Below are 25,853 nucleotides of genomic sequence, written 5' to 3' on the forward strand. Positions count from 1 at the left end.
GCGCTTGGCAGTGTTAAGCGAACGCTGGCGCATGTCACATACCTGTGGCACTGTGGACTCATCCCCGGCCACGCGTTCACAGGTGCCTGCTCAGGCACCCGAATCCCCCTCCTGCCGTCGCTGGGACTGACGTAAGCTATATTTACGCCGTTTCCGTCACTCCGGCGGAATTGGGGAGAAGTCATGAGTTCCGGTCAACTGATTGAAAAGATCGCCGCCGTGTTCGCGCTGGTCGTGCTGATCGGCGGCTCGCTGCTGGTGCTGGCGCCGTTCACCACGGCGCTGCTGTGGGGCGCCATCCTGGCCTTCAGCTCGTGGTACCCATACACCGTGCTGGCACGCTGGCTCGGCAACCGGCGCAGCCTGGCGGCGCTGATCTGCGTGGTGTTGGCTGCCGTGATCGTGCTCGGGCCCTTCGTTTATGCCGGCGCGAGCTTTTCGGCACATATCGACCAGCTCTCTGCGCTGGTCGACCGCTACATCGATCAGGGCATTCCGCAGCTTCCGGACTGGCTCAGCAGCTTGCCCTATGTGGGCAGCTACCTGCAGACATCGTGGGAGCGGCTGATCCACGCCGATTCCGAAATGGTGGCCAATGTGCGCAAGCTGATCGCGCCGGTCGGGCATGCGTTGCTCGGCGCGGGCCTGTCAGTCGGGGCCGGGCTGGGCCAGCTCGCACTGTCGATCATCCTGGCGTTCTTTTTCTATACCGGTGGCGAATACGCAATCGACTGGCTGCGCGCGGGCATGCGCCGTATTGCGGGCGAACGTGCCGACCACCTGCTCGCACTGGCCGGCAGCACGGTCAAGGGCGTGGTCTATGGCGTGCTTGGCACGGCGTTCATCCAGGCCGTGCTGCAGGGCATCGGCCTGTGGATTGCCGGTGTGCCGGGTGCCGCGATCCTCGGTTTCGTCACCTTCTTCCTGTCGGTCATTCCGGTCGGACCGCCGCTGGTCTGGCTCCCGGCCGCGCTGTGGCTGTACCACGGCGGCGAGACCGGCTGGGCCATCTTCCTGGTGGTGTGGGGCGTGGGCGTGGTCGGCATGGCCGACAACGTCGTCAAGCCGCTGCTGATCAGCAAGGGCACCGGCATGCCGCTCATCTGGATCATGATGGGCGTGCTCGGCGGCGCGCTGGCCTTTGGCTTCCTCGGCGTATTCATCGGCCCGACCCTGCTGGCGGTGGCCTACGCGCTGCTGCGCGACTGGACCATCGGCTCGCAGGTCGAAGCCGCACGGGCCGCTCAAGCTGCGGCGTCCGGGATGGCCCCGCCAGCGGACGGCCCGGCCCCAGCGCTCGTCGACAACCCCGACGCTCCGGCTGTCACGCCGGGCAAGCCCTCACGCTGAGCGGCCCATGAATGACGGTGACACCGGCACGCCACCGGACGCTCGCGCACTCCACAACCTGATCGCGTGCGAATACTGCGACGCCGTGTACCAGCGCGCCGAGCTTGCCCGTGGTGAGCGCGCGCTGTGCCTGCGCTGCGGCGGCCAGCTTTATCGCGAGAGCACACAAGCGTACCGGCGCCTGCTGCCGCTGGTCGTCACGGCGCTGATCCTGTTCCTGATCTCCAACGCGTTCCCCATCGTCGAGATGGATCTCAAGGGCGTACGCACGCAGACCACGTTGTGGGGCGCCGTGCATGCGCTGTATGCCGACCACATGGCGCTGGTGGCGGCACTGGTATTCGCCACCACCATCCTGTTCCCGCTGTCGGAGATGCTGATGATGGCCTACCTGCTGGTGCCCATGGCAGGCCACCGCATGCCGGTGGGCTTCGACCGCATCGTGCGCGGCATTTGCCAGACACGTCCGTGGGGCATGATCGAGGTCTTCATGATCGGTGTATTGGTCACGCTCGTGAAGCTGTCCAGCATGGCGAAGGTGCTGCCAGGCATTGCACTGTGGTCATTCGGTGCGCTGGTGGTGGTGCTGGCGGCCATGCTGTCGTTCGATCCGCGCGACCTCTGGCATTACCTGGAATCGCCGGAAGACGCCGAGGCCACGGACGGAGCCCGACGATGAGCGACAAGCCGCCACCGCGCCGACCGCTGCCAGGCATTGCCGGCGCGCGCGAGCAGTTGCAGCGCTCGCGCAAGCTCGCGGCCAGCGTGGTGCAGGAAATCACCGACGATGACGAACGCACGCCGCTGCCGCAGGTGCCCACCGCCGCGCGCCTTGGTCTCGTCTCGTGCCACGCGTGCGACCTGGTCAGCCCGCGCTCGCTCGAAGGCGAGCCGTGCCCGCGCTGCGGCGCCACGCTGCACCACCGCAAGCCGGACAGCCTGGCGCGTACGTGGGCGTTCCTGCTGTCGGCCTACATCCTGTACATCCCCGCCAACCTGCTGCCGGTGATGGTCACGCAGTCCATCCTGGGCACGCAGCAGGACACCATCCTGTCCGGCGTGATCTATCTTTGGCTGTCGGGCTCGCGCCTGCTCGCGGGCATCGTGCTGATCGCGAGCATCATCGTGCCGCTGCTGAAGATGGCGATCCTGACGCTGCTGCTGGTGTCCGTGCACATGCGCTCCACCTGGCGCATCCGGCAGCAGACCAAACTGTATGGACTGGTCGAGGTGATCGGCCGCTGGTCCATGCTCGACATATTCGTGGTGGCGCTGCTGGCCTCGCTGGTGCGGGCCGGCGCACTGGCCACCATCATTCCCGGCGGCGGCGCGATGGCCTTTGCGTCGGTCGTGGTGCTGACCATGCTCGCGTCGCTGAGCTTCGACCCGCGCCTGCTGTGGGACTCGCTGGAACAACAAGATGCCCGAGACTGAAAACCTTCCGCCCACACCACCGGGACAGCCGGGCCTGCCGCAACCCGAACGCCGCCGGCGCGCGCGCTGGCTGCCGTCGCTGGTGTGGCTGATCCCGATCGTCGCGGCGGTGGTCGGCATTTCGCTGCTGGTCCACACACTGACCTCGCGCGGGCCCGAGATTACCGTGAGCTTCCGCTCGGCCGAAGGGCTCACGCCGGGCAAGACCGCGGTGCGCTACAAGGACGTGGATATTGGCCTGGTGAAGTCGGTGCGGCTCGCGCCCGACCGCTCGCACGTGCTGGCCAACATCGACCTGACCAAGGACGCCGAGAACTTCGCCGTGGCCGACACGCGTTTCTGGGTGGTGCGGCCGCGCTTCGCCGCCAGCGGCATATCGGGGCTGGAAACGCTGCTGTCGGGCGCCTACATCGGCGTGGACGCAGGCAAGTCCACCGAAACCCGGCGCGACTTCAAGGGCCTGGAGGCGCCGCCGGTGGTGACGTCCGACTCGTCCGGCAAGCAGTTCGTGCTACGCGCGTCGGACCTGGGCTCGCTCGATATCGGCTCGCCGGTCTATTACCGCCGCGTGCAGGTTGGCCAGGTGGTGGCGTTCCAGCTTGATCCGAACGGGCGCGACATCACGCTGCGCGTGTTCGTCAACAAACCCTATGACCGGCTCGTGAACGCCGATACGCGTTTCTGGCATGCGAGCGGCGTTGACCTCAAGCTCGATGCATCGGGACTCAAGCTGTCGACCCAATCGCTGGTGACCGTGCTGCTGGGCGGCGTCGCCTTCCAGGCGCCCGAGGGCACCAGCGCGACGGACGGTGCCGCCGAGAACACGCAGTTCCTGTTGGCCGCCGACCAGGCCGAGGCCATGAAGGAACCAGAGGAACTCGCCCCGACGCTGGCCGTGCTGAACTTCGACCAGTCCGTGCGTGGGCTTTCGCCTGGCGCACCGGTGGACTTCCGCGGCGTGATCGTGGGACAAGTTCGATCCATCGGCATCGAGTTCCAGCGCGACAAGAAAGCGTTCCGTATGCCGGTGGTGGTGGAGCTGTACCCGTCGCGCATGGGATTCCGTGAACGCGACGTGCAGGACACCAACCGCCGCCACGAGATCATCGCGGGCCTGCTCAAGCGCGGCATGCGGGCGCAGCTCCGTACCGGCAACCTCCTGACCGGGCAGCTATACGTGGCGCTCGACTTCTTCCCGAAGGCGCCCCCCGTCAATGTCGACCTGAATGCGCCGATCCCCGAGTTCGCCACCACGCCGGGCACGTTCGACCAGCTCCAGGCGCAGGTCGGCGACATCGTCAACCGCATCGACAAGGTACCGTTCGACCAGATCGGACAGGATTTGCGCAAGTCCGTGGCCGCGCTCAACGCCACGCTCGCGAGTGCCGACGAACTCGTGAAGCAGCTCAATGGCGATGTTGCGCCGCAAGTGGTGGCCGCGCTGCAGGATGCGCGCAAGACGCTGTCAACCGCCAACGGCACGCTGTCCTCCGACGCGCCGTTGCAGCAGGACGCGCGCCGCATGGTGCAGGAACTGACGCGTACCGCGACGTCGCTGCGCAACCTGACCGACTATCTTGAACGCCATCCCGAAGCGCTGCTGCGCGGCAAGCCGGAGAAGGAATGATGAATCGCCTCCACGCCACGCGCGCATGCGCCCTGTCCGTGCTGTTCGCCACCACCGTGCTCGCTGGCTGCGCCTCGCCGGAGCCCCGCTACTACACGCTCGCGCAGGGGCCGGCCGCCGATGCCACTGCGGTCACACCTGCCGTGCCGGCTACTGAACCACTCTGGATCGAAGTCGCGCCAGTGCGCGTGCCCGAACGGCTGAACCGGCCGCAGCTCGTGGTGCGCGACACGCGTGGCGGCAGCGATGCCGGGCTAAAGCTGCTGGACCTGTCACGCTGGTCCTCACCGTTGCCCGATGAGATGCGCGACGCGCTGTCGCAGCGCTTGCAGGCCAGCCTTGGCGCGGTGGATACGTACCAGCAGGGGCTGGCCGATGTGGCGCCCGTCTACCGCATCACGACGGAAGTGGTCCGGCTCGATGCCGACGTCGGCCAGCGCGCCGGTGCGACGATCAACTGGACCGTGCGGCGGTTGCCGGATGGAAAGGTGGTGAGCGGTCGAACGCAGTCGGACCTGCCGGCGCCCGGCGAGGTCGATGCGGTGGTAGCCGCGTATCGCGAGATTTTGTCGGGAACGGCTGGAGAGATTGCCGCGGGGGTCAGGTCGTTGGGTCGGTAAGTATCCCAACACCCATTCACATGCCGCCCGGATCCCGCTCGATCTCTTCGAGCGTGGCATCCAGCCACTCGACCAGCCGGGCCTCCAGCGCCTGCGTCAGCTCGGCTGCGAGCTGCGCGGTCAGCGGCGCCAGCCTCGCCTGCAGCGTGGCCTCCGTGTGCGCCTCGACGACCTGGGGCCACTCGGTCCGGAACCGCATCATGACCCGCGTCAGCAATTCGGTACGCACCGCGCGGAGGTCCTCTTCGCCGGGCGCATCGGACAGGTAGCGGCCCGCAGCCTCGCTCAGCGGCAACGCAGCATCGTCGTCATCGATCTCGTCAGTGAGCACCGGTATGTCCAGCACATCCGGCTCGCCGGTATCACCGACATGCGTGATCACGCCTGATGCCGTCATGCCAGCGGTGTCGATGACGCCCGTATCCGAAGGCACCGCCGTGGCATCCTGCGAGCCATCCGGAAAGTCCACCACCTCGGTCAGCAGCGGAATGCTGTCGTTTGGCCCCAGCCGCGGAATCACCCGCGAGGTCGTGTGTTTGGTCATTCGGATTCTCCGCGTGGCTGGCTGAGGTCGTGGTGCGTCAGCGGATAGCCGCGCTCACGGTAGAAGCGATAGCGCTCGCGCCCGGCCTCGCGATCCTCGGGGCCGGCGCCGACCACCTCGATCAGGCGCTCGAAGCTCGCAAACTGCGCGGGCGCCTTGGCATCGAGGTTGATCAGCAGCTGGTGGTGCGGCGCCTGGTCGAGGCTGGCGGCCAGCACGATCGGCGTGACCTCCGCGTTGGGGTGGTCCACGCCGCAGTGCGGCAGGAAGTCCAGCGGCGAGAAGGTCCACAGGCGCGCGTCGAGTTCCGCCAGTTGGGCCGGCTGGCCGTGCACGACCACCTTCTGGCCGGCGCCGTAGGCCTTGCGGACCAGCCGGCAGATATAGCCGAGCTTGTCCGGCACGTTGCTGTGGAAATCGATGCGCGTCATGACTGCCTGCCCCCTGCGCCCGTCAGGCCGCGCGGTCCATCAGGAACTGCGTGAGCAGCGGCACCGGACGGCCGGTGGCGCCCTTGGCCGCACCGCTCTTCCAGGCCGTGCCGGCGATGTCCAGGTGGGCCCAGTCGTACTTCTCGGTGAAACGCGCCAGGAAGCAGGCCGCCGTCACGCTGCCTGCCGGGCGGCCGCCGATATTGGCCATATCGGCGAAGTTGGACTTGAGCTGGTCCTGGTATTCGTCGTCCAGCGGCATGCGCCAGGCGGTGTCCATGGACTTGCGGCCGGCCTGCAGCAGTTGGTCGGCCAGCGCGTCGCTGCGCGCGTACAGGCCGGTGTTGATATGGCCGAGCGCGATGATGCAGGCGCCCGTCAGCGTCGCGACGTCGACCACCGCGGCCGGCTTGAAGCGCTCGACATAGGTCAGCGCATCGCACAGGATCAGGCGGCCTTCGGCGTCCGTGTTCAGGATCTCGACGGTCTGGCCCGACATGCTGGTCACCACGTCGCCCGGCTTGGTGGCGACGCCGCTGGGCATGTTCTCGCAAGTCGGCACCACGGCGATCACATTGAGCTTCAGGCCCATCTCGGCCACGGCCTGCAGCGTGCCGAGCACCGACGCGGCACCGCACATGTCGTACTTCATCTCGTCCATGCCCTCGCCCGGCTTGAGCGAAATGCCGCCGGTATCGAAGGTAATGCCCTTGCCCACCAGCACCACCGGCGCCTGCTTGGCGCCCGCGCCGTCATAGCGCAGCACAATGAACTGCGGCGGCTCGACGCTGCCCTTGGTCACGGCCATGAACGAGCCCATGTTCAGCGCTTCGATCTGCTTGCGGCCGAGCACTTCCACCTTGAGCTTGTGGCGCTTGGCAATCGTGCGTGCCGTGTTGGCCAGGTAGGTCGGGGTGCAGATATTGGACGGCAGGTTGCCGAGGTCGCGGGTCAGTTCCATGCCGTTGGCAATGGCGGTGCCGCGCACCACGGCCTGGGTCGCGGCCTTGGCGTCGTTGCCATCCACGGCCAGCACGACCTTGCGCAGCGTCGGCTTGTCGGCGGCGCCGGCCTTGCCGTTGGCGCGCTTCAGGCCCGGGTGGCGCTCCAGCAGGCGATAGCCCGCGTCGCGCACCAGCGTGATGGTGGTGATGACGGCCCAGCCGATGTCGCGCTGCTGCGGCGGCTGCTGCGACAGGCACCACAGCGCCGACGAGGCGCGCGTGGCCGACAAGGCACGCACGGCCGTGCGTACGGCTTCGGCAAAGGCCTTGTCGCCGAAATCCGCCTCCTTGCCCAAGCCCACCAGCAGGACGCGGGCAGCGCCCACGCCGGCCACTTCGTGCAGCGTCAGCTGCGTGCCGCGCTTGCCTTCGAAGTCGCCCTGCTTCAGCAACCGTGCGACCAAGCCCTTGGTTGCCACATCGAGGGCCTTGGCCACACCCGCCAGATTCTGTCCTTCGAACACGCCGACCACGAGGCAGTCGGTCTTGGTCGCCAGGAAACCATTTTGGCCGGCTTTACTCCAATCCAGGGCTTTTGTGCTAAATTCCATCGCGCTTCCTTCCAGGGGCTCGTAGACACGAAAGCCTCCATTATCCGCGATTTTTATCCGCGACCTGCCGCTGCTGATCCGCCCCGCCTGCAGCCCGCTGTCCTGCGAGGCACTTCGCGCACGGCACATCGCCCGCGCCGGCCGGCAGACCGGAACCGACACCGCATGATCTTTCAACAAGCCCTGCGACGCGAGCTCGCCTACACCGCCGGCGCGGTGTTCCTGGTGATGCTGACCTTCATGCTCACGTCGCTTGTGATCCGTATCCTGGGCCTGGCAGCCAATGGCAAGGCCAGTCCCAACGACGTGCTGATCCTGATCGGCCTGGCCACGATCGGCTACCTGTCCATCCTGCTCTCGGCCACGCTGTTCATCTCGACGCTGATCGTGCTGACGCGCTGGTACAAGGATTCCGAGATGGTGGTCTGGTTCTCGGCCGGCATCTCGCTGCGCGACCTGGTCAAGCCCGTGCTGCAGTTCGCGGCGCCGTTCATCTTGCTGTCGCTGCTGCTGGGCGTGTTCGCATGGCCGTGGGCCAACCAGCAGAGCGCGCTGTTCCGCGACCGCTTCGAGCAGCGCGGCGTGCTGTCGATGATTGCCGCGGGGCGCTTCATCGAACCGTCCAACGGCAACTACGTGCTGTTCATCGAAGGCATTGACGGCAACATGAAGTACGCGCGCAATGTCTTCGTCGCCAATGCCGAGGCCAACAAGATCGGGGTCGCACTGGCTCACCAGGGCACGTTCGAAACCATGCCCAACGGCGACCGCATGGTGGTCATGGAGAACGGCCGCCGCTATGCCGGCACGCCGGGCCAGATCGACTACCGCATCGTCGAATTCGAGCGCTATGCGGTCAAGGTGGACAACAAGCCACCTGAGAGCGCGAATTCGCAGCCGCCCAAGAGCCGGGACACCATCGAGCTGTTGCGCAACCCCACGCTCGAGAACCTGGGCGAACTGCTCTGGCGCATCTCGCTGCCGATCCTTGCCTTCAATTTCGTGATGATCGCCATCCCGCTGGCCTATGTGAACCCGCGGCTCGGCCGCTACACGCCGCTGGTCTTCGCGGTGCTGATCTACCTGACCTACAGCAACCTGATCAACCTGGCCCAGTCCTGGGTGCGCTCCGGCTCGATCCCGTTCTGGCTGGCCTGGTGGCCGATCCACGCGGTGGCGTTCCTGGCCGCGCTGCTGATGTTCCGCTACCGGCAGAACCGCAGCCTCGGTGGCTGGCGCGCCGTGTTCGGCCGCCGCCCGGCAACTGCCAAGGGAGGCACGGCATGAGGCTGCTGCGTGTCTATGAGCGCTACTTTGCGCGCCAGGTCTACGGGGTGTTCGTCTTCATCCTGTTTGCGGTGCTGTCGCTGTTCGTCTTCTTCGACCTGCTCAGCGAGCTCGAAAACGTCAACGGCAAATACACCTCGCTGATCGCCTTCCTGCACGTCCTGCTGCAGGCGCCCACGCGCATCTACGAAGTCCTGCCGATCGCCGTGCTGATCAGCGCGATCTACGTGTTCTCGCAGCTGGCCAGCCAGTCGGAGTTCACCATCTTCCGGGTGGCGGGGCTCAATACGCGCCAGGCGCTGTTCTCGCTGTTCAAGCTCGCCGTGCCGCTGGCGCTCATCACCTTCATCTTCGGCGAGTTCATCGGCCCGCGGGCGGAGCAGTTCGCGCAGAAGATCAAGCTGGAGGCGATCGGTGCGACGGTCTCGTCGGGCTTCCGCTCCGGCGTCTGGGTCAAGGACCGCGACAAGGACCCGGCTGGCGGCGGAGAGATTACCCGCTTCGTCAATGTGGCCGGACTGCGTCCGGACCAGACCATCACCGGCATCACCGTCTATGAATTCGATGCCCAGTACCGTCTGCGCGTCATCCGAGTGGTGAAGGAAGGCCGCTACCAGGGTGCGCAGTCGTGGCTGCTGAGCGACGTCAACGAGACCCGTTTCTCGGAACTCCGTCAGCCGGGCACCTCGCGCGACGGCCTGGCACCGGAATTCCGCGCCGAACAGGTGCGGTTCCCGAGCGTCACGATGCATTCCGAACTGACCCCTCAGATCCTGTCCGTGCTGCTGGTCACGCCCGAACGCATGTCGACGCTGGACCTGTTCCGCTACATCCGTCACCTGCGCGACAACAAGCAGGACACGCAGCGCTACGAGATCGCGTTCTGGAAGAAGGTGGTCTATCCGCTGACGCTGTTCGTCATGATGGCGCTGGCCCTGCCCTTCGCCTACCTGCACGCGCGTGCCGGAGCGGTGGGCGTCAAGGTATTCGGCGGCATCATGCTGGGGCTGTCGTTCCACCTGTCGAATACGCTGTTCTCGCACGTAGGGCTGTTGCATACGTGGCCGCCGATCGTGTCGGCGCTGGTCCCCGGCACGCTGTACCTGCTGCTGGCGCTGACGGCGCTGCGCTGGGTCGATCGCCACTGATTGCCACTGAAGCTCAGGAACACCACCATGCCGCCAACCGACGTCACGCCCATTCGCCAGGCACTGGTCCTGTTTGCGCATGGCGCGCGCGACGTGCGCTGGCGAGAGCCGTTCGACCGGCTGGTGCAGAAGCTCACTGCGGCGCTGCCGGGCACGCCTGTGCGGCTCGCATTCCTGGAACTGATGTCGCCGCAGTTGCCCGAGGCGCTGGCTGAGCTGGCCGCTGCCGACGTCGGCGAGGTCACTGTGGTGCCGGTGTTTTTTGGACAGGGCGGGCATTTGAGGCGTGATCTGCCGGCGCTTATTGATACGTGCCGGCAGCAGTATCCGGCGCTGTCGATACGCTGTGCGACGGCTGTGGGGGAGGTTGATAGTGTCCTGGATGCGATTGCGGCGTATTGTGTGGGATTGGTGTTGAGCGAGTGATCGTGTTTGGCGGGTGCCGCTGTTTTGCTGGCGTAGCCGGCGGGGGTTTTGTGGTTGGGGTGGGGTGTCGTCCTTGGCTGACGCCGCTGTTTCGCCGGCGTAGCCGGCGAGTCACTTTTTGTCCGAGCGACAAAAAGTAACCAAAAAGCGCGTCGTTGCCGCTGGCCATCAATTCCACGGCGACAGTGGTTCAAACGGCTTTGGACGCCTGCGATGGTGGTCAGCCGTTCCAACCTGCTACGCCATGTGAGTCAGAACCTGTGCCTGACGCGGCACGGCTTTTGGACGATCCCCAAGACGGACTCGGGTACAGCGTTTCAACCAGGTCAGTGGTGGGACGCCTTCGGCTGCGCTGCGCGCACGCCGTCGTCTGGGTGCGATCTCATCAACGTCGCTGGTGCCCGAGTTCCAGTTCCAGTTCCAGTTCCAGTTCCTGATTTCCTGTCTCTACGCGCATGCAATGCGCCCAAGGCATCGTCACCGAGGCGCGGTTAGGACTAGACCTCAGCGGTCTTACTCCGACCCGCGCGTAGCGCAGCCGTAGGCGTCCCCGTGAGGGCGTTGTTAGCAGGGACCACTCCGTAATCCGGGTTCGCTCGTACGCGCCGTCCCATCCTAATCATCTACGCGGCAGGCAGTCCAGCGGACCTCTGATGCCCCAATGGCATTGAGCCTTGGATTGACCACGTAAACGCGTTTTTGGTTACTTTTGCCGCTCGGGCAAAAGTGACTCGCCGGCTACGCCGGCGAAACAGCGGCGCCCGCCAAGCGCGATCCCCGCAATTCCGCCACGAACCAAAAAATCTTCCTTCCCCCTTGTAAGGAACCCCCACCCCACCCCGACTACCGTGCAGACCGTCACTGACGGTTCGCCGCGCCGGACCACCGTGGACCATGCATGCGGCCATCCAACCCGTACCAGGAGAGAACCATGAACAAGCAAACCGCACTCGTCGCCGTCGCACTGGCCGGACTGTTCGCCTCCGGCATCGGCCATGCCGCCGACGCCATGGACAAGAACATGGACAAGGAAAAGTGCTTTGGCGTCGCCAAGGCCGGCCAGAATGACTGCGCCAGCGCAGCCGGGAGCCACTCCTGTGCGGGTCAGTCCAAGAAGGACAACGACCCCAAGAGCTGGAAGTACGTGGCCAAGGGAAGCTGCGAAAAGATGGGGGGCACGCTCAAGGCGATGTAAGTACGGTCCGCGGCGGAGTCCATCATGCCCACATCCCTCGTTGACCGGGACCGCGGCGGCGACCTTGGCATCGGCATCGGCTTGCGCGCCGTGCACTATGCCGAGTTGCTCGCGCAGCGTCCCGCGCTTGGCTGGCTGGAAGCGCATACGGAAAACTACCTCGGCGCGGGCGGCAGGGACCTGCAGGTCCTGACCGCATTGCGCACCGATTATCCGGTCAGCCTGCACGGCGTGGGGTTGGGCCTGGGCTCCGCCAGCGGCGACGCGTTCGCGCCCCACCTTGCCCGCATCGCGGACCTGGTAGCGCGCATCGAACCGGCGCTGGTATCCGAACACCTGTGCTGGAACCGCATCGGCAGCCACCAGTTCAACGACCTGCTGCCGTTGCCGCTGACCGAGGCAGCGCTCGCACTGGTATGCGAACGCGTGGACCGGATGCAATCGGTCCTGCTGCGACGCATCCTGGTCGAGAACGTGTCGACGTTCCTGCGCTTTCGTGATGATCAGATGAGCGAGGCCCAGTTCCTCGCCGCGCTCGCACGGCGCACCGGTTGCGGCATCCTGCTCGACATCAACAACCTCTACGTGAACCAGTTCAACCACGGCGAGGACGCACACGCTGCCATCGACACCCTGGCGCAACTGCCGGCGGGAACCGTTGGCGAGTTTCACCTTGCAGGCCATCTGGCCGATGGCAGCGTGCTGATCGACCATCACGGCGCGCGCGTCGCTCCGGAGGTGTGGTCGCTCTATGCATACGCCGTGCAACGCATTGCGGGCGATGGCATGACTCACGTGCCCACGCTGATCGAATGGGACACGGATATTCCCCCGCTTGACGTGCTGCTCGACGAGCGGCAGCGCGCGTTGTCTCACGCCGCAGCGGCGCTCGCGGAGCATGACCATGCGTGCGCCTGACTCACTCCAGCAGGCATTCGCCGACGCGATCAATGACGCCGAGCCGACTGCAGCAGGCCTGTCGATTTTCGCAGGCGATACAGCGCTGGCACGCGACCGCATCGGCTACTACCGCGGCAACCAGCGCGAGACGGCGCTCAAGGTATTGCGCGCGGCCTACCCGGTAGTCCTCGCCCTGATGGGCGATACATTCTTCGAAGGACTCAGCCATGCCTACCGGCACGCGCATCCGTCGCGCGATCCGGACCTGCACCGCTATGGCGAGTCCTTCCCGGCGTTCCTGGCCACGTTCGGCCCGGTGGCGTCCTACTCCTACCTGCCCGACGTTGCACGGCTCGAATGGCTGTGCCACGTCGCCTACTACGCCGCCGACGATGTCGCGCTCGATGCCGCCATGCTGCAATCGATGGCGCCCGCCGACGTCGCCGCGATTGCCGTGACGCTGTGCCGATGCGCCCAGCCGTTCTCGTCGGCCTGGGCAGCCATCCCGATCTGGCAGGCGCACCAGCACGGAGGCCCGCCGCTGCCGCAGCGTCCGGACACGCCGCGCCACGGCATGGTGGTCCGTCCGCGCTGGCGCGTGAGCGTCATCGCCATGCCGCCCACGCAAGTCGACATCCTTGGCCGGCTGCGCACGCACCCGGCAACCCTTGGCGACCTGCTCTGGCAAGCGGCCAGCGCGGATCCGTCGTTCGATGCCGCCACCACGCTTGCGGCATGGCTGGACGCAGGCCTCCTGCGCCCGGCAAATTCTCATCCCACCGAAGGAGATATCCGATCATGAAAGCCATCAGCCCTGCCCAGCCCGTGTCGGCGCCGCTGCAACGCACTGCCGGATTCTTCGGCGATTGGGGATTGTCAGCAGTCCTGCTGCTGATCCGCGTCTATGTCGGCTGGCAGTTCCTGGCCTCCGGCTGGCTCAAGCTGCAGGACTGGGGCACGACGCTGGCCCTGTTCCGCGACGAATACCACGTCCCCGTGTTGCCGCCGGAACTGGCGGCAATGGCTGGCACCTTCGGGGAACTCGCGTTTCCGCTGCTGCTGTTCGCGGGTCTGTTTTCGCGGCCAGCAGCGCTGGGGCTGTTTGCGGTGAATGCCATGGCGGTGCTCTCTTACCCGCAGCTATGGGCCTTCGAATGCCCGGCCGCGATCCAGAGCCACCTGTACTGGGGCATGCTGCTGCTGGTGCCGATGATGGCTGGCGGCGGGCGCTTCAGTGTCGATGCGCTGCGCCAGCGGCGCTGAGCGCCAGATGAAATGCCGACTGGTTGCTCCCCTCTCCCGCCTGCGGGAGAGGGGTTGGGGGAGAGGGCAGGCGCATGGCAAGCACCATGGCGCTTGACTTCGTGGAAGCTCCTGCCCTCTCCCCCGCCCCTCTCCCATAAATGGGAGAGGGGAGACAACACTCGCAGCTTTTGGACTTTGTCAGTAGCAAAAAGCCGGGCATGTGCCCGGCTCAGATTGCTGACAAAGCTGGTGTACCAGATTGTTCGCTCCCCTCTCCCGCCTGCGGGAGAGGGGTTGGGGGAGAGGGCAGGCGCATGGCAAGCACCATGGCGCCTGACTTCGTGGAAGGTCCTGCCCTCTCCCCCGCCCCTCTCCCATAAATGGGAGAGGGGAGACAACACTCGCAGCTTTTGGACTTTGTCAGTAGCAAAAAGCCGGGCATGTGCCCGGCTTTCGCTGTTCCGCATGGCGTTGCTTCAGGCCGCCGCCCTTGCCTCAACGCCGACCGGTGCCGTATCGATGACCGGCTCGGTCGCCCGCGCCGCCAGCGCCGCGCCGATCATCAGCAAACTCGGATGGGACGGATCGATCCAGCCGGCTGCCTCGCCCGCCGCCATCTGCTGCAGCGTAAAGGCATGGCTGCGCTGGTGCGGCGTGCTGACCGCCTCGACCACCCATGCCGGCGTCGACGGCGCCTTGCCGTGGGCGATCAGCTGTGCGGCGATGGCCGCAGCCTGGTCTCGGCCCATGTAGTACACGAGCGTATCGGCGCGCACATCGGCTTCGATGTCCGCAGCCGAAGCCGGCACTTCCGTGCCATCCGCCGCCTTGGCCTGCGTGGCGAAGGCCACGCTGCGCGACACGCCGCGCTTGGTCAGCGGCTTGGCAATGGCCGATGCGGCCGCGAGTGCTGCGGTAATGCCGGGCACCACCTCGTACGCGATGCCAGCCGCTTCCAGCGCCTGCAGCTCTTCATCGGCGCGGCCGAACAGCATCGGATCGCCGCCCTTGAGGCGCACCACGCGCTCGTACTTCGTCGCCATGTCGATGATCTGGCGGTTGATGAACAGTTGCGCGGTCGAACGCTTGCCGCAGCGCTTGCCCACTTCCACCAGCCTGGCCTGCGGACACCAGGCAAGCATCTCCGGCGACACCAGTGCGTCATGCAGCACGACCTGGGCTTCGCCCAACAACCGTGCACCGCGCACCGTAATGAGGTCCGCCGCGCCGGGGCCTGCCCCGATCAGGTAGACCTTGCCGTTCGATTTGCCTGCCTTGTCCATCCTCTGCCCCTTGCCTAGCGTGACCGTGTGTCCTGATGCTCAGGAGTATGCACGGATCATGCCCGCGGCCACCGTGTGGTTGGTTGCCTCGTCGATCAGCACGAACGCGCCGGTCGCCGGGTTGTCGCCATAGGCATCGCACACGATCGGCTTCTGCAGCGAGATCTGCACTGAGCCGATGTCGTTCAGGCGGATGTCGTGGCGGCCGGTCTCGTGCGACAGCGTATGCACGTCGAGCACGCGGTCCACCGACGACACGCGCGCGAACACGCTGGCCGTGGTGTGCTTGAGCACGTATTTGCGCGACGGGTTCAGCGATTCATCGTCGAACCAGCACAGGTCAGCCTGCAGCTTCTTCGCGGAAGCGGCGGTCGCATCGGCAGCGACGAACATGTCACCACGTGACACATCGACGTCCTCGGACAGGCGCACCGTCACGGTGTCGCCAGCGCTGGCGGAATCGGCCGAGCCATTCGGCGTCAGCACTTCGGCCACCACCGCTTCGCGGTTGGCCGGCAGCACGCGCAGCTTCTGGCCGACGCGCACGGTGCCCGCTTCGACACGGCCGGCGTAGCCGCGAAAGTCGTCCGACTGCGAACCGTCCTGGCGGATCACCAGCTGCACCGGGAAACGCAGTGCGGCATCGCCCTCCGGAGCGGCTTCTTCCACCGGCAGCTCTTCGAGCAGCGGCAGCAGCGACTCGCCCTGGTACCACGGCATGGCGTCGCTGGCGTGCACGATGTTGTCACCGCGCAGCGCCGACACCGGCACGTAGCGCACGTCCTTCAGGCCAAGCTGTTCAGCCAGCTCCGAGTAAGCGGTGCGGATCTCGTTGAAACGCTGCTCGCTGTACTCGACGAGGTCCATCTTGTTGACGGCTACGATCACGTGCTGCAGTTCCAACAGCTTCAGGATGGCCGAATGGCGCTTGGTCTGGGCCAGCAGCTCGGCGCGACCGTCGGTGACGGTCACGCGCGTGGCGTCCACCAGCACGATGGCCGCATGCGCGGTCGAGGCGCCCGTGACCATGTTGCGCGTGTACTGCTCGTGGCCCGGCGTATCGGCGATGATGAACTTGCGGCGCGCCGTGGAGAAGTAGCGGTACGCCACGTCGATCGTGATGCCCTGCTCGCGCTCGGCTTCCAGGCCGTCGGTCAGCAGCGAGAAGTCGATCTGCTCGCCGGCGGTGCGTTTGTTCTTGGCGTTGGCCAGCGCGGTCAGCTGGTCCGAGAGCACGGCCTTGCTGTCGAACAGCAGGCGGCCGATCAGCGTGCTCTTGCCGTCGTCGACGGAACCCGCGGTGATGAAACGCAGCAGGCCCTGGTGGGTAGATTGGTGAGTCATGTTCTGAATCCTTGGCTGCGTCGGCTTAGAAATAGCCTTCCTTCTTGCGGCGTTCCATCGACGCCTCGCTGGTCTGGTCGTCCATGCGCGTGGCGCCGCGCTCGGTGATTTCGGTCACCGCGGTTTCGGCGATGATCGCTTCAGGCGAATCCGCCTCGCTAGCCACCGGGCAGGTGCAGCTGATGTCGCCGACGGTACGGAAGCGGACCGACAGCGTTTCGCTGACGTCGCCATCCTGCTTCGGCGTGATCGGCGTCACGGGCACCAGCAGGCCGTTCTTGCGCACCACTTCGCGCTGGTGCGCGTAGTAGATCGGCGGCAGGGCCAGCTTTTCGCGGGCGATGTACTGCCACACGTCGAGCTCGGTCCAGTTCGAGATCGGGAACACGCGCATCTGCTCGCCCTGCGCCATGCGGGCGTTGTACAGGCTCCACAGCTCGGGGCGCTGGGCCTTCGGGTCCCACTGGCCGAATTCGTCGCGGAACGAGAAGATGCGTTCCTTGGCACGGGCCTTTTCTTCGTCACGGCGGGCACCGCCCATCAGCGCGTCGAACTGGTGCGCTTCGATGGTTTCGAGCAGCGTCACGGCCTGCGCGGCGTTGCGCGAATCGGTTTCCTTGCGCAGGCGCACGGTGCCACGCTTGATGGAATCTTCCACATGGCCCACCACCAGGCGCGCGCCAAGTTCGCCCACGCGCTGGTCGCGGAATGCGATCACTTCCGGGTAGTTGTGGCCGGTATCGATGTGCACCAGCGGGAACGGCAGCTCGGTCTTGCGGTCGCCCAGCCGGAACGCCTTCAATGCCAGGTGCAGCATGACGATCGAATCCTTGCCGCCCGAAAACAGCAGCGCCGGGTTTCGGCACTCGGCCACCACCTCGCGGATGATGTAGATCGACTCGGCCTCCAGGCGGTCGAGGTGATCGTTCTGTACCTGCAGCAGGTGCGCCACGCTGCTGGTGGCACTTGCGATGTCGTTCATGATGCCCATGTCGTTCGGCCCCAATCTCAATGCTTGATGTTCTGTTCGTGGAGCCCGCACTCTTTCGAGTCCTTGCTCTCCCACCACCAGCGCCCGGCGCGCACGTCCTCGCCCGCGCGCACCGCACGCGTACAGGGTTCGCAGCCAATGCTGGGGTAGCCCTTGGCGTGCAGCGCGTTCACCGGCACGTTGTGGCGCTTCAGGTATGCCCACACCTCGGCCTCGGTCCAGTCCGCGAGCGGATTGAACTTGGGAATGCCGCGGGCGTCGTCCATTTCCTCGAACGGCAGCTCGGCGCGCGTCACCGCCTGTTCGCGGCGCTGGCCGGTCATCCAGGCGTCAGCGTGCGAGAGCGCGCGGTTGAGCGGCTCGACCTTGCGGATGCCGCAGCAATCCTTGCGCAGGTCGACGCTGTCGTAGAACGCGTTCAGGCCATGCTTCTTGAGGTAGTTTTCCACTGCCTCGGAATCCGGCGTGTACTGCTCGATCGTGTAGCCGTAGTGGTCAGTCACCTGGTCCAGCACGGCCAGCGTTTCCGCATGCAGGCGACCGGTGTTCAGCGTGAACACGCGGATGCCCGCGCGCACAGCCTGCGTGCCGCGCAGGATCGCGTCGGTCAGCACCATGTCTTCGGCGGCGAGGCTGGTGGCAAAACGCGCACGGAAGAAACGTGCGGAAATGCCGGCCAGCCGGGCCGACAGCGCGCGCTCCTTCTCGTCCAGAGCCGCCAGGCTGCCCGTGTACTCGGGCATGGTCCACAGCGTGGGACGCAGCGCCGAAGCCGGCGCGCCGCCATCCACCACTGCGATGTCGCTCAAGCCGCTCATGCCGATTCCCTTGCGCCAACCTCGGCACGTGCACGGCGGAACAGCGGCAGCGGCTCATCGACCGAAGCCTGGTAGGTCACCGTGAACTCGGTGAAGCCCTTGATGGCATCGTCGATGTTCTTGTCGGCGCGCACCGCGAAGGTGTCGAAGCCGCAGCGCTTCATGAAGTTGAGCTGGTCGCGCAGCACGTCGCCGATGGCGCGCAGCTGGCCCTTCCACTGGTAGCGGGTGCGCAGCAGGTATGCCGTGGAAAAACCGCGGCCATCGCGGAACACCGGGAAATCCACCGCGACCACGGCCACGCCGTCGAACAGCGCCTGGGCATCGCCCGGCTCGTCTTCGGGTGCAAGCCACACGCCGGTGCGCTCGCGCGCGCGGCCGGCCAGCAGCCCTTCATGCGACTTCCACACCGTCAGCGGGAACAGGACGGCGTCCTGGCTTTGCACCGCGGCGGCGATCTGCTCGTCCGTCAGCGGCTGGCCTTCGGCACCGCGCAGCACGGTCCAGTTGTCTTCGACGATGACCGGGGTGACGGCGTCGGCAGTATGTTGCAGTTGAATGATCTTTGCCATGTCTTTCTCCGGTCCTCAGGCTTCGGCGCGCTCGCGCGGTTGCTTGTCGGCATACACGCGCTCCTTGAACGGGGCAATGCCGATCCGGCTCACGGTCTCGATGAAGCGTTCGTCTTCGATGCGGTTGGCCACGAAGGTCTCGATGATGCGCGAGATCACATCCGGCATTTCCTCTGCGCTGAACGACGGGCCGATGACCTTGCCCAGCGCGGTGTTGTTGCCCTGCGCGCCGCCGAGCGTGACCTGGTACCACTCCGAACCATCCTTGTCGACGCCGAGGATGCCGATGTTGCCGACATGGTGGTGGCCGCAGGCGTTGATGCAGCCCGAGATGTTCAGCGACACTTCGCCCAGGTCATGGACGAAGTCCAGGTTGTCGAAGCGCTCCTGGATGGCCAGTGCGATCGGGATCGACTTGGCATTGGCCAGCGAGCAGAAGTCGCCGCCCGGGCAGGCGATGATATCGGTCAGCAGGCCGATGTTGGCCGTGGCCAGGCCGGCCTTCTTCGCGAGTTGCCACAGGTCGTACAGGTCGTGCTTCTTCACGTCCGGCAGCACCAGGTTCTGCTCGTGCGCAACGCGCAGCTCGCCGAAGCCGAAGCGGTCGGCCAGGTCGGCCACGGCTTCCATCTGCTCGGCGGTGGCGTCACCCGGAGGCGAAACCGGACCCGGCTTGGTCGACAGCGTCACGGCGGCATAGCCCGTCACCTTGTGGCCGTGCACGCTGCGGCTGACCCAGCGCGCGAACGCCTTGTCTTCGAGCAGGTGCTTCTCGTACGAGGCGTCGGTGTCGGCCAGCTTTTCATAGGCCGGCGGCGTGAAGTACTGCGCGACGCGATCGAACTCGTCCTGCGTCAGCGTGCCGGGACCGTCCTTGCTGAACTGCCATTCCTCTTCGACTTCCTGCGCGAACTTCTCGGCGCCGATGGCCTTCACCAGGATCTTGATGCGTGCCTTGTACTTGTTGTCGCGACGGCCATAGCGGTTGTACACGCGGATGGCGGACTCGACGTAGGTCAGCATGTGCTGCCACGGCAGATCGTCCTTGATGATCGTGCCGAGGATCGGGGTACGGCCCAGGCCGCCGCCAGCCAGCACGCGGATGCGCGTCTCGCCGGCGTCGTTCTTGTACACGTAGATGCCGATGTCATGCATCTGCACTACGGCGCGGTCGTCCTTCGAGGCCGAGATGGCGATCTTGAACTTGCGCGGCAGGAACGCGAATTCCGGCTGGAACGTGCTCCACTGGCGCAGCAGCTCGGCCAGCACGCGCGGGTCCACCGACTCGTCCGGCGCGACGCCGGCGAAGTGGTCGGTGGTGATGTTGCGCACGCAGTTGCCCGAGGTCTGGATGCCGTGCATCTCGACGCTGGCCAGCTCGGCCAGCACGTCGGGCACGCGTTCGAGTTCCATCCAGTTGTACTGGATGTTCTGGCGCGTGGAGAAGTGGCCGTAGCCGCGGTCGTACTCGCGTGCGATATGGGCAAGCTTGCGCAGCTGCTTCGAAGCCAGCAGGCCGTACGGGATCGCCACGCGCAGCATGTACGCATGGCGCTGCATGTACAGGCCGTTCTGCAGGCGCAGCGGCAGGAATTCTTCCTCGGTCAGTTCATCCGACAGGCGGCGGCGCACCTGGTCACGGAACTGGGCAACGCGCTCGTTGACGATGCGCTGGTCGTATTGATCGTACTGATACATGGTGTGGGTCCGTTCAGTATTCGTTGAATTCAGGAGACGAGCTTGATGGCGACCAGCGTCAGCGTGGTGGCCAGGGCCGCACGCACGAGCCGCTCGGGCAGCGCGCGGGAGAGCTGCGCGCCCAGCCAGATGCCGGGAATCGAGCCCACCAGCAGCGCCAGCAGCAGATTCCAGTCGACGGTGCCGAGCCACACGTGGCCCAGCCCGGCCAGCGCCGTCAGCGGGACGGCGTAGGCGATATCGGTGCCAGCCACTTCGGCCGGCTTCATTTGGGGATACAGCAGCAGGATCAGCGTCGCGCCAACCGCGCCGGCGCCGATCGACGACACGGTGACCAGCACGCCGATCACGGCGCCGACCACAATGGTCGCAATGACTTGCGCACGGCCGTGCAGCTGGAAGCGCGGATTGCGCTCGAGCCAGGCCAGCATCTGCTTGCGGAACAGCAGCGACAGCACGGTCAGCAGCACCGACACGCCGATCGTCACGCGAATCACATGCAGCCACTGGGCATTCAGTTCGCCGGCGTTCTTCAGGACGAGGATGGCGGCCACGGCGGCCGGCAGGCTGCCGATGCACAGGCGGCGCACGACCTGCCACTGCACGTGCCCGTGGGCGCGGTGCGCGATGGTGCCGAAACCCTTGGTGATCGCCGCGAAGGCCAGGTCGGTACCCACGGCGGTGGCCGGCGAGAATCCGAACAGCAACGTCAGCAGCGGCGTCATGAGCGAGCCCCCGCCCACCCCGGTCAGACCGACGAGGACGCCTACGAGCAGACCGGAAACGGTATAGGCAAGGGACATGTGGAGGCTTGGCTGGGCCCGTCCGTCTTGCCGGCGTCACTTTCAGGCGGTGACTGCGGGCGCAATGCGGGCTGGCCGTTCATTAACAAAGTTCGAGAATCGTAATAAACTGGCCTCATACCTCAAACTAATAAGAAGTTGTTTGTTTATACGACCCGAGTTATATGAACCTGCACCAGTTTCGCTTTGTGCGTGAGGCGGTACGCCAGAACTACAATCTGACGGAGGCCGCCAAAGCGCTCTACACATCACAACCCGGTGTGTCCAAGGCCATCATCGAGCTGGAGGAAGAGCTGGGCGTCGATATCTTTACGCGCCATGGCAAGCGCATCCGCAGCCTGACGGAGCCGGGGCGCCGCATCCTGAACTCGGTGGAAAAGATTCTTCAGGAGGTGGAAAGCCTCAAGCGTGTCGGCATGGACTATGCGGCACAGGACCAAGGCAATTTCACCATTGCGACCACGCACACGCAGGCGCGCTACGCGCTGCCGCGCGTGATCAGCGAGTTCACCAAGCGCTACCCGAAGGTGCGGCTGTCGATCCAGCAGGGCAATCCTTCGCAGATTGCCGACATGCTGCTTCATGACCAGGCGGATATCGGTATCGCCACCGAAGGCATCACTCACGAGAAGACCTTGGTCTCCCTGCCTGGCTACCAGTGGCAGCACGTGGTGATTACGCCACCCGATCACCCGCTACTGGAAAAAAAGCATCTGGCGCTCGAAGACCTGATGAGCTACCCGCTCATCACCTACGACCCGAATTTTGCCGGGCGGCCCAAGATCAACAAGGCATTCGAGCTGCGGCACTTGCAGCCTGACATCATCCTGGAAGCGATCGATGCGGACGTGATCAAGACCTATGTGGAGATCGGCCTCGGCATCGGTATCGTTGCGGGGCTTGCCTATGACGCCGAGCGCGACCGCAACCTGCGCGGCATTCCCGCCGGGCACCTGTTCGGCACCAATGTGACGCATCTGGCCGTCAAGCAGGGCGCCTACCTGCGCAGCTTCGTCTATACCTTCATCGAGCTGTTCTCGCCCACGCTGAACCGCAAGCTGGTCGAACAGGCGATGTCGGGCGACCACGAGGCGTACGAACTCTGAACGGGGCGGCTACGCCCTTCCCTCTCTATATAGCTAGCAGGACAATATTCATGAACATTTCCCTGGTACTCGCGTGCCGCACGCAGCCGGAGGCCCGCCTGTGAGCGATTTTCCGCAGATCCACTGGACCGAAGACGGCGTCGAACACAGCGCGCGCTGGCGCTCGGAAGCCGGCCAGCCGCCGCCGCGCCGCGTCGTGGTGGCCGATGACACCACGTCCGCCGATACCGCCTACCGCCTCGCCTGCGAAGGCACCGCGCTGCTGTGGCGTGGCGATTTCCAGAATGCTCGCCAGTTGCTGCAGGCCATGGCCCGGCGCACCGAGCGCAAGCCGAAGAAGAAGAGCCGCCCGGGGCACAAGCCCACCGCGCCGGAATCGACGACCGAAGCCTTCCACCAGCACCGGCTGGCCCAGTCCCAGCGTGCCCGCACGCTGGGCATGCTGCTGCTGCCGTTCGAGCCAGGCCACACGCTGCCGCTGCGCCGCGCGCCGGACGTCAGCCAGGCCTGCGAGCAGGTCTATGGCAGTGCCGCCGAACCCTATGTGGCGTCGATGCGCGAACTGCTCGGCATGATCGGCGCGTATGAATGGCGCCGTAAGGGCGTGGAGATCCCCGCACTCGACGCGCGCATCCACCCGTGGTACGGCGTGTTTTCGCCGGTGCGCGGCGAATATGTGGACCTTGTCGCCAACGAGCCGCTGCCATCGAAGACGCTTGCCTTCGACATTGGCACGGGCACCGGCGTACTGTCGGCCGTGCTGGCCCGGCGCGGCGTGCAGCGCGTGGTGGCGACGGACATGGACGAGCGCGCGCTCGCCTGCGCCCGTGAAAACATTGCGCAGCTCGGCTGCGGCAAGCAGGTGGAAGTCATCACCGCCGACCTCTTCCCGGAAGGTCGCGCGCCGCTAATCGTCTGCAACCCGCCGTGGGTGCCGGCGCGGCCAAGCTCGCCCGTCGAGCGCGCCGTCTATGACCCCGACAGCACCATGCTGCGCGGCTTCCTGAACGGCCTGGCCGCCCATCTGGAGCCCAACGGCGAAGGCTGGCTGCTGCTGTCGAACCTGGCCGAGCACCTCGGCCTGCGTTCGCGCGAGCAACTGCTGGGTTGGATCGAGGAAGCCGGCCTGCGAGTGCTTGGCCATTCCGACATCCGCCCGCGCCACCCGCGCGCCGCGGACGCCGCCGACCCGCTGCATGCGGCACGCTCGGCGGAGGTGACCTCGCTCTGGCGGCTTGGCGCCAAGTAAGCGGCGAAACAGCGGGAATGCGCCAAATGCGGATCCCCTGCCACTTCGCTATGCTTGCTGCCTGACTGCTTCTCTCTCCCACCGGGGAGAGAAGCAGCAGAGAAAAAGAAAACACATCCCGAGGAGAACCATGCCCAACCCGCTGCGCCGCGCGCTCGTCATCGCCTGCGCCTCCGCCACCACGCTGATCGCCAATGCCGCGCTTGCCGACATCCGCGTCGGCGTGGACGTTTCCACTACCGGACCGGCGGCATCGATCGGCATTCCGTCCAAGAACACCGTGCTGATGTGGCCACAGACGCTGGGCGGGCAAAAGGCGCACTACATCGTGCTGGACGATGCGACGGACCCGTCCGCCGCCGTACGCAACGTGCGCAAGCTGATCTCCGAGGATAAGGTCGATGTGATCGTCGGCCCCAATATCACCGCCACGGCGCTGGCCTCGCTCGACGCCATCCGTGAAGGCGAAACGCCGATGGTCACGCTGGCCGCCTCGGCCACCATCGTCGAGCCGCAGAGCGACCCCAAGCGCCGCTGGGCCTTCAAGATGCCGCAGAACGACTCGCACATGGCGACCGTGCTGACCGAGTACATGAGCAACCATGGCGTGAAGTCGGTCGGCTTCATCGGCTTCAATGACGCCTACGGCGAAAGCTGGTGGCGCGAGTTCTCGCGGCTGGCGGACCTGCGCAAGATCAAGGTAGTGGCCAACGAGCGCTTCTCGCGCGCCGACACCTCGGTGACCGGCCAGGTGCTCAAGCTGATGGCCGCCAATCCGGATGCGATCCTGATCGCCGGTGCCGGCACGCCCGCCGTGCTGCCGCAGAAGACGCTCGGCGAGCGCGGCTACAAGGGCAAGGTCTACCAGACCCACGGCATCGCCTCGTGGGAATTCCTGCGCATGGGCGGCAAGGACGTGGAAGGCACGCTGTTCCCGACCGGCCCGGTGGTGGTGGCACGCCAGTTGCCGGACGGCCATCCTGTGAAAAAGGTCGCCCTGTCCTTCGTCAACCAGTATGAAGGCAAGTACGGCCCGGACACCGTCACCCAGTTCGCCGGCGACGCCTGGGGCGCGTGGCAACTACTCGACGACGCCAGCCGCCGCGCGCTCAAGACCGGTGCGCAGCCAGGCACGCCCGCATTCCGCCATGCGCTGCGCGATGCGCTGGAAACCACCAACAACCTCACCGTCCCCAACGGCGTGCTGAACCTGTCAGCCAAGGATCACCAGGGCTTCGACCAGCGTTCGCGCGTGATGGGGGTCATCCGCAACGGCAAGTTCGCCTACGCGCCGGACCAGTGAGCCGGCGCGGGGCGGCTGCCGGATCCCACACAAGGAAGTCCTGACATGACCGCAACGCAATCGACTACCGTCGCCTTCATCGGCCTGGGTGCCATGGGCTCGCACATGGTCCGCCACCTGCTGGCCGCGGGCCACACGGTGCGTGCCTTCGTACGCCGCCCCGAGGCGGCCGAGGCCGCGCGCGCGCTCGGCGCCGAACCGTTCTTCACGCCCGCGGAAGCGGCGCGCGGCGCCAGCGTGGTGTTCACCAACGTGACCTCGTCCGAGGACGTGCGCGAGGTACTGCTCGGCGAGAGCGGCGTGATCCACGGCGCCGCACCCGGTACCGTCTGCGTGGACCACAGCACCATCTCGCCAATCGTCACGCGCGAGATCGCCACGGCGCTGGCCGCACGCGGCATCGAGGCACTGGACTGCCCGGTGTCGGGCGGCACGGCCGGCGCCGAGGCCGCCACACTGACCATCATGGTCGGGGGCAAGCCCGACGTGCTGGAAAACGTGCGCCCGCTGCTCGCGCTGCTCGGCAAGAGCATCACCTACATCGGCGGAAACGGCGCCGGCCAGGTCGCCAAGCTGTGCAACCAGATCGTGCAGGTAGTCAATATCGAAGGCATCGCCGAGGCCATGCATTTTGCCGCCGCGCAGCAGGTCGACACCGGACGCGTGCTCCAGGCGATCTCCACGGGCTTTGCCGGCAGCCGCATGCTGGACCTGATGGGGCCCAAGATGGTCGAGCGCGACTTCGCCGCCGGCATCGAGGCGCGGCTGCATGACAAGGACTTCGGGCTCGCGCAAGACATCGCGCAGGAAATCGGCCTGAAGCTGCCGGCCATGCAGGCCACTTCGACGCAGCTTCAGTCGCTGATGGAGCACGGCTGGGGCAAGGACGATACCTCGTCCCTGCTGCGTGTGCTGGAAAGCTGA

Annotated in this window: 26 protein-coding genes; 16 read left to right on the top strand and 10 right to left on the bottom strand. The window is 66.0% G+C overall.

Features of this window, described 5'->3' with window-relative positions:
* The first annotated feature begins 183 nt into the window (after window positions 1-183).
* The 5 genes from KHO41_RS05770 to KHO41_RS05790 are packed head-to-tail and all read left to right on the top strand — an operon-like array spanning window position 184 to window position 5,031.
* Entirely contained in the window at window positions 184-1,350 is a 1,167-nt protein-coding gene (locus KHO41_RS05770) for an AI-2E family transporter (protein ID WP_211952352.1), read from the top strand.
* 7 nt (window positions 1,351-1,357) lie between these two features.
* Window positions 1,358-2,029 (top strand): paraquat-inducible protein A, encoded by a 672-nt coding sequence (locus tag KHO41_RS05775; RefSeq protein ID WP_211952353.1) that lies wholly within the window; start codon window positions 1,358-1,360, stop codon window positions 2,027-2,029.
* Window positions 2,026-2,784, top strand: coding sequence for a paraquat-inducible protein A (locus KHO41_RS05780; protein ID WP_211952354.1), 759 nt, complete (start codon window positions 2,026-2,028; stop codon window positions 2,782-2,784). The genes KHO41_RS05775 and KHO41_RS05780 overlap by 4 nt, the downstream gene beginning before the upstream one ends.
* Window positions 2,771-4,411, top strand: a complete 1,641-nt coding sequence (locus KHO41_RS05785) for a PqiB family protein (RefSeq protein WP_211952355.1) — start codon at window positions 2,771-2,773, stop codon at window positions 4,409-4,411. Before KHO41_RS05780 ends, KHO41_RS05785 begins: the two co-directional genes overlap by 14 nt.
* Window positions 4,408-5,031, top strand: coding sequence for a PqiC family protein (locus KHO41_RS05790; protein WP_211952356.1), 624 nt, complete (start codon window positions 4,408-4,410; stop codon window positions 5,029-5,031). The genes KHO41_RS05785 and KHO41_RS05790 overlap by 4 nt, the downstream gene beginning before the upstream one ends.
* A gap of 16 nt (window positions 5,032-5,047) precedes the next feature.
* Here KHO41_RS05790 and KHO41_RS05795 read toward each other — a convergent pair whose 3' ends face one another.
* The 3 genes from KHO41_RS05795 to KHO41_RS05805 are packed head-to-tail and all read right to left on the bottom strand — an operon-like array spanning window position 5,048 to window position 7,561.
* On the bottom strand, window positions 5,048-5,575 hold the full coding sequence (locus tag KHO41_RS05795; protein WP_211952357.1) for a hypothetical protein: 528 nt from the start codon (window positions 5,573-5,575) through the stop codon (window positions 5,048-5,050).
* The gene (locus KHO41_RS05800; protein ID WP_211952358.1) at window positions 5,572-6,006 is read right to left on the bottom strand and encodes a DNA polymerase III subunit chi; all 435 of its coding nucleotides are present in this window, start codon (window positions 6,004-6,006) and stop codon (window positions 5,572-5,574) included. Before KHO41_RS05800 ends, KHO41_RS05795 begins: the two co-directional genes overlap by 4 nt.
* Window positions 6,007-6,028: 22 nt before the next feature.
* Window positions 6,029-7,561: a leucyl aminopeptidase gene (locus KHO41_RS05805; protein ID WP_211952359.1), complete on the bottom strand. Its 1,533-nt coding sequence runs from the start codon at window positions 7,559-7,561 to the stop codon at window positions 6,029-6,031.
* A gap of 165 nt (window positions 7,562-7,726) precedes the next feature.
* Between KHO41_RS05805 and lptF the strand changes: the two genes are divergently transcribed.
* The 7 genes from lptF to KHO41_RS05840 all read left to right on the top strand — a co-directional run bounded on the left by lptF (window position 7,727) and on the right by KHO41_RS05840 (window position 13,780).
* Window positions 7,727-8,848, top strand: coding sequence for an LPS export ABC transporter permease LptF (gene lptF, locus KHO41_RS05810; protein ID WP_211952360.1), 1,122 nt, complete (start codon window positions 7,727-7,729; stop codon window positions 8,846-8,848).
* Window positions 8,845-9,996, top strand: coding sequence for an LPS export ABC transporter permease LptG (gene lptG / locus KHO41_RS05815; RefSeq protein ID WP_211952361.1), 1,152 nt, complete (start codon window positions 8,845-8,847; stop codon window positions 9,994-9,996). Before lptF ends, lptG begins: the two co-directional genes overlap by 4 nt.
* A 27-nt stretch (window positions 9,997-10,023) precedes the next feature.
* A complete protein-coding gene (locus KHO41_RS05820; protein WP_211952489.1) occupies window positions 10,024-10,422 on the top strand; it encodes a sirohydrochlorin chelatase in 399 nt (132 codons plus the stop codon).
* A gap of 931 nt (window positions 10,423-11,353) precedes the next feature.
* Entirely contained in the window at window positions 11,354-11,617 is a 264-nt protein-coding gene (locus KHO41_RS05825; protein WP_211952362.1) for a BufA1 family periplasmic bufferin-type metallophore, read from the top strand.
* Window positions 11,618-11,641: 24 nt separating this feature from the next.
* A complete protein-coding gene (bufB, locus tag KHO41_RS05830; protein ID WP_211952363.1) occupies window positions 11,642-12,535 on the top strand; it encodes an MNIO family bufferin maturase in 894 nt (297 codons plus the stop codon).
* The gene (locus KHO41_RS05835; protein ID WP_211952364.1) at window positions 12,522-13,319 is read left to right on the top strand and encodes an HvfC/BufC N-terminal domain-containing protein; all 798 of its coding nucleotides are present in this window, start codon (window positions 12,522-12,524) and stop codon (window positions 13,317-13,319) included. The genes bufB and KHO41_RS05835 overlap by 14 nt, the downstream gene beginning before the upstream one ends.
* Window positions 13,316-13,780 carry a DoxX family protein gene (locus KHO41_RS05840; RefSeq protein ID WP_211952365.1) on the top strand — a complete coding sequence of 155 codons (465 nt, stop codon included), beginning with the start codon at window positions 13,316-13,318 and terminating at the stop codon, window positions 13,778-13,780. The genes KHO41_RS05835 and KHO41_RS05840 overlap by 4 nt, the downstream gene beginning before the upstream one ends.
* Before the next feature lie 458 nt (window positions 13,781-14,238).
* Here the strand turns inward: KHO41_RS05840 and cobA are convergent, their stop codons facing one another.
* The 7 genes from cobA to KHO41_RS05875 are packed head-to-tail and all read right to left on the bottom strand — an operon-like array spanning window position 14,239 to window position 21,271.
* Window positions 14,239-15,045 (bottom strand): uroporphyrinogen-III C-methyltransferase, encoded by an 807-nt coding sequence (gene cobA / locus KHO41_RS05845; protein ID WP_211952366.1) that lies wholly within the window; start codon window positions 15,043-15,045, stop codon window positions 14,239-14,241.
* A gap of 39 nt (window positions 15,046-15,084) precedes the next feature.
* A complete protein-coding gene (locus KHO41_RS05850; RefSeq protein WP_211952367.1) occupies window positions 15,085-16,389 on the bottom strand; it encodes a sulfate adenylyltransferase subunit 1 in 1,305 nt (434 codons plus the stop codon).
* 25 nt (window positions 16,390-16,414) lie between these two features.
* Window positions 16,415-17,380 carry a sulfate adenylyltransferase subunit CysD gene (cysD, locus tag KHO41_RS05855; RefSeq protein WP_211952368.1) on the bottom strand — a complete coding sequence of 322 codons (966 nt, stop codon included), beginning with the start codon at window positions 17,378-17,380 and terminating at the stop codon, window positions 16,415-16,417.
* Window positions 17,381-17,397: 17 nt separating this feature from the next.
* Entirely contained in the window at window positions 17,398-18,198 is an 801-nt protein-coding gene (locus tag KHO41_RS05860; RefSeq protein ID WP_211952369.1) for a phosphoadenylyl-sulfate reductase, read from the bottom strand.
* Window positions 18,195-18,770, bottom strand: coding sequence for a DUF934 domain-containing protein (locus tag KHO41_RS05865; protein WP_211952370.1), 576 nt, complete (start codon window positions 18,768-18,770; stop codon window positions 18,195-18,197). Before KHO41_RS05865 ends, KHO41_RS05860 begins: the two co-directional genes overlap by 4 nt.
* A gap of 15 nt (window positions 18,771-18,785) precedes the next feature.
* The gene (locus KHO41_RS05870) at window positions 18,786-20,468 is read right to left on the bottom strand and encodes a nitrite/sulfite reductase (protein WP_211952371.1); all 1,683 of its coding nucleotides are present in this window, start codon (window positions 20,466-20,468) and stop codon (window positions 18,786-18,788) included.
* Between the two features lie 29 nt (window positions 20,469-20,497).
* Complete coding sequence (locus KHO41_RS05875) at window positions 20,498-21,271, bottom strand: sulfite exporter TauE/SafE family protein (RefSeq protein ID WP_211952372.1); 774 nt, start codon at window positions 21,269-21,271, stop codon at window positions 20,498-20,500.
* Between the two features lie 164 nt (window positions 21,272-21,435).
* On the opposite strand from KHO41_RS05875, the gene KHO41_RS05880 reads away from it, so the two are divergent.
* The 4 genes from KHO41_RS05880 to KHO41_RS05895 all read left to right on the top strand — a co-directional run bounded on the left by KHO41_RS05880 (window position 21,436) and on the right by KHO41_RS05895 (window position 25,853).
* Window positions 21,436-22,377, top strand: coding sequence for a CysB family HTH-type transcriptional regulator (locus tag KHO41_RS05880; protein WP_011298846.1), 942 nt, complete (start codon window positions 21,436-21,438; stop codon window positions 22,375-22,377).
* 100 nt (window positions 22,378-22,477) lie between these two features.
* Window positions 22,478-23,626 (top strand): 50S ribosomal protein L11 methyltransferase, encoded by a 1,149-nt coding sequence (locus KHO41_RS05885; protein WP_211952373.1) that lies wholly within the window; start codon window positions 22,478-22,480, stop codon window positions 23,624-23,626.
* Window positions 23,627-23,756: 130 nt separating this feature from the next.
* Window positions 23,757-24,929 (top strand): ABC transporter substrate-binding protein, encoded by a 1,173-nt coding sequence (locus KHO41_RS05890; protein WP_211952374.1) that lies wholly within the window; start codon window positions 23,757-23,759, stop codon window positions 24,927-24,929.
* A gap of 45 nt (window positions 24,930-24,974) precedes the next feature.
* Entirely contained in the window at window positions 24,975-25,853 is an 879-nt protein-coding gene (locus KHO41_RS05895) for an NAD(P)-dependent oxidoreductase (RefSeq protein WP_211952375.1), read from the top strand.

Origin of the sequence: Cupriavidus numazuensis (genome assembly GCF_905397435.1) — a bacterium.
In the GTDB taxonomy this organism is placed as follows: domain Bacteria; phylum Pseudomonadota; class Gammaproteobacteria; order Burkholderiales; family Burkholderiaceae; genus Cupriavidus; species Cupriavidus numazuensis.

Coding starts and splice junctions, on each gene's coding strand:
- KHO41_RS05770 (WP_211952352.1), top strand. CDS start 184: ATGAGTTCCGGTCAACTGATTGAAAAGATCGCCGCCGTGTTCGCGCTG.
- KHO41_RS05775 (WP_211952353.1), top strand. CDS start 1,358: ATGAATGACGGTGACACCGGCACGCCACCGGACGCTCGCGCACTCCAC.
- KHO41_RS05780 (WP_211952354.1), top strand. CDS start 2,026: ATGAGCGACAAGCCGCCACCGCGCCGACCGCTGCCAGGCATTGCCGGC.
- KHO41_RS05785 (WP_211952355.1), top strand. CDS start 2,771: ATGCCCGAGACTGAAAACCTTCCGCCCACACCACCGGGACAGCCGGGC.
- KHO41_RS05790 (WP_211952356.1), top strand. CDS start 4,408: ATGATGAATCGCCTCCACGCCACGCGCGCATGCGCCCTGTCCGTGCTG.
- KHO41_RS05795 (WP_211952357.1), bottom strand. CDS start 5,575: ATGACCAAACACACGACCTCGCGGGTGATTCCGCGGCTGGGGCCAAAC.
- KHO41_RS05800 (WP_211952358.1), bottom strand. CDS start 6,006: ATGACGCGCATCGATTTCCACAGCAACGTGCCGGACAAGCTCGGCTAT.
- KHO41_RS05805 (WP_211952359.1), bottom strand. CDS start 7,561: ATGGAATTTAGCACAAAAGCCCTGGATTGGAGTAAAGCCGGCCAAAAT.
- lptF (WP_211952360.1), top strand. CDS start 7,727: ATGATCTTTCAACAAGCCCTGCGACGCGAGCTCGCCTACACCGCCGGC.
- lptG (WP_211952361.1), top strand. CDS start 8,845: ATGAGGCTGCTGCGTGTCTATGAGCGCTACTTTGCGCGCCAGGTCTAC.
- KHO41_RS05820 (WP_211952489.1), top strand. CDS start 10,024: ATGCCGCCAACCGACGTCACGCCCATTCGCCAGGCACTGGTCCTGTTT.
- KHO41_RS05825 (WP_211952362.1), top strand. CDS start 11,354: ATGAACAAGCAAACCGCACTCGTCGCCGTCGCACTGGCCGGACTGTTC.
- bufB (WP_211952363.1), top strand. CDS start 11,642: ATGCCCACATCCCTCGTTGACCGGGACCGCGGCGGCGACCTTGGCATC.
- KHO41_RS05835 (WP_211952364.1), top strand. CDS start 12,522: ATGCGTGCGCCTGACTCACTCCAGCAGGCATTCGCCGACGCGATCAAT.
- KHO41_RS05840 (WP_211952365.1), top strand. CDS start 13,316: ATGAAAGCCATCAGCCCTGCCCAGCCCGTGTCGGCGCCGCTGCAACGC.
- cobA (WP_211952366.1), bottom strand. CDS start 15,045: ATGGACAAGGCAGGCAAATCGAACGGCAAGGTCTACCTGATCGGGGCA.
- KHO41_RS05850 (WP_211952367.1), bottom strand. CDS start 16,389: ATGACTCACCAATCTACCCACCAGGGCCTGCTGCGTTTCATCACCGCG.
- cysD (WP_211952368.1), bottom strand. CDS start 17,380: ATGGGCATCATGAACGACATCGCAAGTGCCACCAGCAGCGTGGCGCAC.
- KHO41_RS05860 (WP_211952369.1), bottom strand. CDS start 18,198: ATGAGCGGCTTGAGCGACATCGCAGTGGTGGATGGCGGCGCGCCGGCT.
- KHO41_RS05865 (WP_211952370.1), bottom strand. CDS start 18,770: ATGGCAAAGATCATTCAACTGCAACATACTGCCGACGCCGTCACCCCG.
- KHO41_RS05870 (WP_211952371.1), bottom strand. CDS start 20,468: ATGTATCAGTACGATCAATACGACCAGCGCATCGTCAACGAGCGCGTT.
- KHO41_RS05875 (WP_211952372.1), bottom strand. CDS start 21,271: ATGTCCCTTGCCTATACCGTTTCCGGTCTGCTCGTAGGCGTCCTCGTC.
- KHO41_RS05880 (WP_011298846.1), top strand. CDS start 21,436: ATGAACCTGCACCAGTTTCGCTTTGTGCGTGAGGCGGTACGCCAGAAC.
- KHO41_RS05890 (WP_211952374.1), top strand. CDS start 23,757: ATGCCCAACCCGCTGCGCCGCGCGCTCGTCATCGCCTGCGCCTCCGCC.
- KHO41_RS05895 (WP_211952375.1), top strand. CDS start 24,975: ATGACCGCAACGCAATCGACTACCGTCGCCTTCATCGGCCTGGGTGCC.